At 69.1% G+C, this 4223-nt stretch carries 5 protein-coding genes; 3 read left to right on the plus strand and 2 right to left on the minus strand.

The window, feature by feature from the left end; all coding sequences use genetic code 11:
- On the minus strand, nt 1-1573 hold a 1573-nt coding region (locus B1H55_RS11855), incomplete at its 3' end, for a transglycosylase domain-containing protein (protein WP_080461757.1).
- Between the two features lie 259 nt (nt 1574-1832).
- On the opposite strand from B1H55_RS11855, the gene B1H55_RS11860 reads away from it, so the two are divergent.
- Both B1H55_RS11860 and B1H55_RS12445 read left to right on the plus strand, forming a co-directional pair.
- The gene (locus B1H55_RS11860) at nt 1833-2159 is read left to right on the plus strand and encodes a WhiB family transcriptional regulator (protein ID WP_073454163.1); all 327 of its coding nucleotides are present in this window, start codon (nt 1833-1835) and stop codon (nt 2157-2159) included.
- Nucleotides 2160-2212: 53 nt separating this feature from the next.
- On the plus strand, nt 2213-2371 hold the full coding sequence (locus B1H55_RS12445; RefSeq protein WP_017177631.1) for a Sp36 family protein: 159 nt from the start codon (nt 2213-2215) through the stop codon (nt 2369-2371).
- A gap of 172 nt (nt 2372-2543) precedes the next feature.
- Here B1H55_RS12445 and B1H55_RS11865 read toward each other — a convergent pair whose 3' ends face one another.
- Entirely contained in the window at nt 2544-3209 is a 666-nt protein-coding gene (locus B1H55_RS11865; RefSeq protein WP_073454123.1) for a Crp/Fnr family transcriptional regulator, read from the minus strand.
- A 215-nt stretch (nt 3210-3424) separates the two neighbouring features.
- On the opposite strand from B1H55_RS11865, the gene nth reads away from it, so the two are divergent.
- A complete protein-coding gene (gene nth, locus B1H55_RS11870; RefSeq protein WP_307190143.1) occupies nt 3425-4066 on the plus strand; it encodes an endonuclease III in 642 nt (213 codons plus the stop codon).
- Nucleotides 4067-4223: the final 157 nt, after the last annotated feature.

Raw genomic sequence — 4223 nt, forward strand, 5'->3', positions numbered from 1 at the left:
CGATGGGGCTGCCATCGGCCTTGGTCACGCCCATCTTGGCGGCCAGGTCCGTCACCGCGCAGATATCCATCTGCTGGATCATCTTGGCGTAGGCGACGTTGATCGACATCGCCGTGGACTGCACCACCGAGTGCGTCCCGCCCTCGCCCGGGTTGGCGTTGCCGACCTTCCACTGCTCCACGTAGGAATCATCGCTGCAGGAGATGTTCCAGTTGCCGGCGGGGAACGTGGTGGGATCGGTGTTCATCGTCTCGTACCCGGATCTGCCCATCTGGTACCACTCGGCGAGCACGAAGGGCTTGAACGAGGAGCCCGGCTGGAAGCCGTTGTTCTCGATGCCGCCGTGCTTGTAGTCGGCGGAGAAGGAGATCTGGGAGATCGAGGAGTCGTTGCTGTCCGTCCCGTAGGAGGTGTTCTGGGCCATCGCCTGGATCTTGCCCGTCCCGGGCTCGACGGCGACGATGGCGCCCTTGACATTCGAGGGATCGCCGACGGGGACGTAGTTGGCGATCGTGTCATCCGCGGCCTTCTGCTTGCTCAGATCCAGGGTGGTGGTGATCTGCAGGCCCCCGCGCAGCAGGAGCTGGTTGCGCTCGGTGGCCGTCTTGCCGAAGAGCTCGGAGTTCTGGATCTCGCCGACGACGTAGTCGCAGAAGTAGGCCGCGGACCCCGCCGAGGCGCACCCGCCGACGTGGTTGGTCACATGCAGGATGTCGCTGATCTGGGTGGCCACTCCCTGGTCGTACTGGGCCTGGTCGATGAACTCGTTCTCCAGCATCTTCTGGAGCACCCAGTCCATGCGGTCCTTGGCCAGATCGGGGTAGGCCACCGGATCATAGGCGCCCGGCGCGTTGGTCAGGCCTGCCAGCAGCGCGGCCTCGGGGATGGTCATCTCCTTGGCCGAGTGGCTGAAGTAGTGCTGCGAGCTGGCCTCGACCCCGTAGGTGGACGGGCTGAAGGCGGCGATGTTGAGGTACCCCTCGAGGATCTGGTTCTTGGCGTCGGGCAGGGTCTTCTCCAGAGTCAGGGCGTACTTGATCTCCCTGAGCTTGCGCGCCGTCGTCGTCTCGGTGGCCGCGCGGATCTTCGTGGGGTCGCCGCTGCGGATGCCGGCCTCCACCAGGACGTTGCGCACGTACTGCTGAGTGAGGGTGGAGGCGCCCTGGCGGTCGGCGCCGGCGGCGTTGGAGGCCAGGGCGCGCAGCATTCCGGTGGGGTCGACGCCCTTGTGCTGGTAGAAGCGCTGGTCCTCGACGGCGATGACGGCGTTCTGCACGTTCTGGCTGATGTCGCTCAGCGGGACGACGATCCTGTTCTCCGCGTAGAACTGGGCGATCTCCGTGCCGTCGGAGGCCCGCAGGACCGACACCTGGCTCGGCTCGAGCACCTTGAAGTCGTCGGGCAGGTCCTCGAAGAACTCCAGCGACGCCTTCGAGACCACGCTGGCCGCCCCCACGAAGGGCACGGCGAAGCCCGCGGCGAGCACGCCGCCGACGGTGGACATCACGATGAAGGCGAGGAGCGCCGACAGGAGCTGCTGGGAGTCGAGGGTGCGCGCTGAGGTCTTCGACATGCCCCCAGACTACGTGCTCGGCGGACTCCGTGCAGGGGTGGGTGGCGCGGGTCGCCCCCGGTGCTCCGAGTGCTGGATGACCGGCCCCGCGACGGCGCTCCGGCTTCAGGTCGCGTCCAGGCCGCTATCGGCCATCGTCCAGCGGGATCTGCATCTCGGCGCCGGTCGGAGAGGATTTGGTGGAATGGGCCCGACTGGCATACCGTCGGGACATGTGACGGGTCTGACAACGATGATGGACCTGACCGCTGGAGATGGGATGAGGATGATCGACCAGACCTGGGCGGCGCGCGCGGCCTGCGCGGATGTGGAGCCTGACCAGCTCTTCGGCAAGGGTGCGGAGCAGCGAGACGCGCGGACCCTGTGCTTCACCTGCCCGGTGAGAATGGAGTGCCTCGCCGAGGCCCTCGACTCCGAGTCGTCCTTCGGGGTGTGGGGCGGCCTGACCGAGCGCGAGAGGCGCGCTCTGCTGCGCCGCTTCCCCGAGGTCGAGGACTGGGGCGAGTGGCTGCGCCGCGAGGACGACGAGCTCGTCGCCGAGATCCACGCCCGCCGGGCTCCCAGGATCCTGGCGCGGGTGCGCTGACCCCTGCCGGCCGCCGCTTCCCGGCCGACTCTCCGGCCCGTAGTCTTGGCGGCATGACTACTTGGGAATACGCCACTGTCCCCCTGCTCACCCACGCCACCAAGGCGATCCTCGACCAGTGGGGCGCCGACGGCTGGGAGCTCGTTCAGGTCGTCCCCGGCCCCACCGGCTCGGAGAACCTGGTCGCCTACATGAAGCGCCCCCGCGCCTGAGCCCGCCGGGAGGGGCGTCAGCGCCCGGAATCGCCGACGCGGGCGACTGCGCCGGTCGCCCGTCATGATGCGACCGAGGGAGTGGCCCGCGGAGGGCCGGCCCCTCGGCCGCTGCCGGCGATGACGCCGCCGACGATGAGCGGGCGGGGGCCGTTCCGCCCCCGGTGCGATCTCAGCGGGCCCGACGACGCAGGCGGTCGACGTCGAGAAGGGTGACCGCCCGTCCCTCCAGCCGGATCCAGCCGCGCGAGACGAACTCCGCCAGCGACTTGTTGACGGTCTCGCGGGAGGCGCCGACCAGTTGGGCGAGCTCCTCCTGGGTGAGATCGTGCGGGACGTGCACGCCGTCGTCGGTGACCGAGCCGAAGCGGTCGGCGAGGTCCAGGAGGGCCTTGGCCACGCGCCCGGGCACGTCGGAGAAGACCAGGTCCGCCAGGGCGACGTTCGTGCGACGCAGGCGCTGGGCGAGCGCCCGCAGCATGTCCTTGGCCAGGGCCGGGTGGGTCTCGATGAAGCTCATGAGCTGGTTGTGCTCCAGGGCCAGCAGCTCAGTGGGGGCCACGGCGGTGGCCGTGGTGGAGCGGGGGCCCGGGTCGAACAGGGTGAGCTCGCCGACGACTTCACCGGGGCCGAGCACCGCCAGGAGGTTCTCCCGGCCGTCCAAAGAGGCATGGCCGAGCTTGATCTTCCCGCTGAGCAGGATGTAGAGCCGGTCACCGGGGTCGCCCTCGTTGAACAGGGTCTCGCCGCGGCGCAGGGTTGTCTGCGCCATCATGGCCCGCAGCTCCTCCTGCTCCTCCTGGTTCATGCCCTCGAAAAGTGGGATTCTGGAAATCATGCTGTCTTCCACGAAGCTCCTCCAGTGCTATTCGGTGCGGTGGTACTCGGGCTCGCAATGGCGTCCGATCGCTGTCCGGGGGAATCCCCCGGAGGCAACTGGGCGAGCACTGACGCCTATCCTGCCACGCCTTGTGACATGAGGCACGCAGTCGCGGGTTGTAGTCTCGCAACAGTTGGCGGCCGATGCAACGGCGCACGATGCGGAGGGGATGGATGAGGGAATCGCTCGCAGCGCGGGCCAGGGCCGTCGATGACGAGCTCTCGGCCCTCTATCCGGGCGCTCATTGCGCCCTGGAGCATGACGGGCCCTATCAGCTGCTGGTGGCCACGGTCCTGTCCGCGCAGACCACGGACGCCCGGGTCAACACCGTGACTCCCGGGCTCTTCGCGCGGTTCCCCGACGCCTTCGCGCTGGCGGACGCCGATCCGGAGGCGCTGGAGGGGATCATCCGGCCGTTGGGGATGCAGCGCACCCGGGCGGCGCGGCTCATCGGCCTGGGGCGGGAGCTGGCCGAGCGCTTCGATGGCGTCGTGCCGGCCGATCGGAGGGCTCTCATGTCCCTGCCGGGGGTGGGGCGCAAGACGGCCCATGTGGTGCTCGGCAACGCCTTCGCCATCCCCGCGATCACGGTGGACACCCATGTGGGCCGACTGGCGCGCCGCCTGGGGTGGACCGAGCAGGCCGACCCGCTGCGCGTGGAGCGCGATATCGCGGCGCTGTGGGAGCCGGAGCGCTGGACCGACGGCTGCCACCGCCTCATCGAGCACGGCCGGGCCGTGTGCCGCGCGCGCTCTCCGCGCTGCGAGGAGTGCGCGCTGGCGGCAGAGGCCCTCTGCCCCCGCGTCGGGGTGTAGCGGCGCGCGGCACTGTGATCTTCCATCACGCATACTTATCACCGAGACCGGTCGAAGTGGCGATCGAGACCGGTCCGCGGACCAGCGCTCCTATGTTGTGGGTGTCAAGGTGGTGGGGTGGTAGGTGGGGTTGTTCAGGGCTTGTTTGAGGGCGTGG

It is taken from the genome of Actinomyces denticolens (assembly GCF_002072185.1).
GTDB lineage: Bacteria > Actinomycetota > Actinomycetes > Actinomycetales > Actinomycetaceae > Actinomyces > Actinomyces denticolens.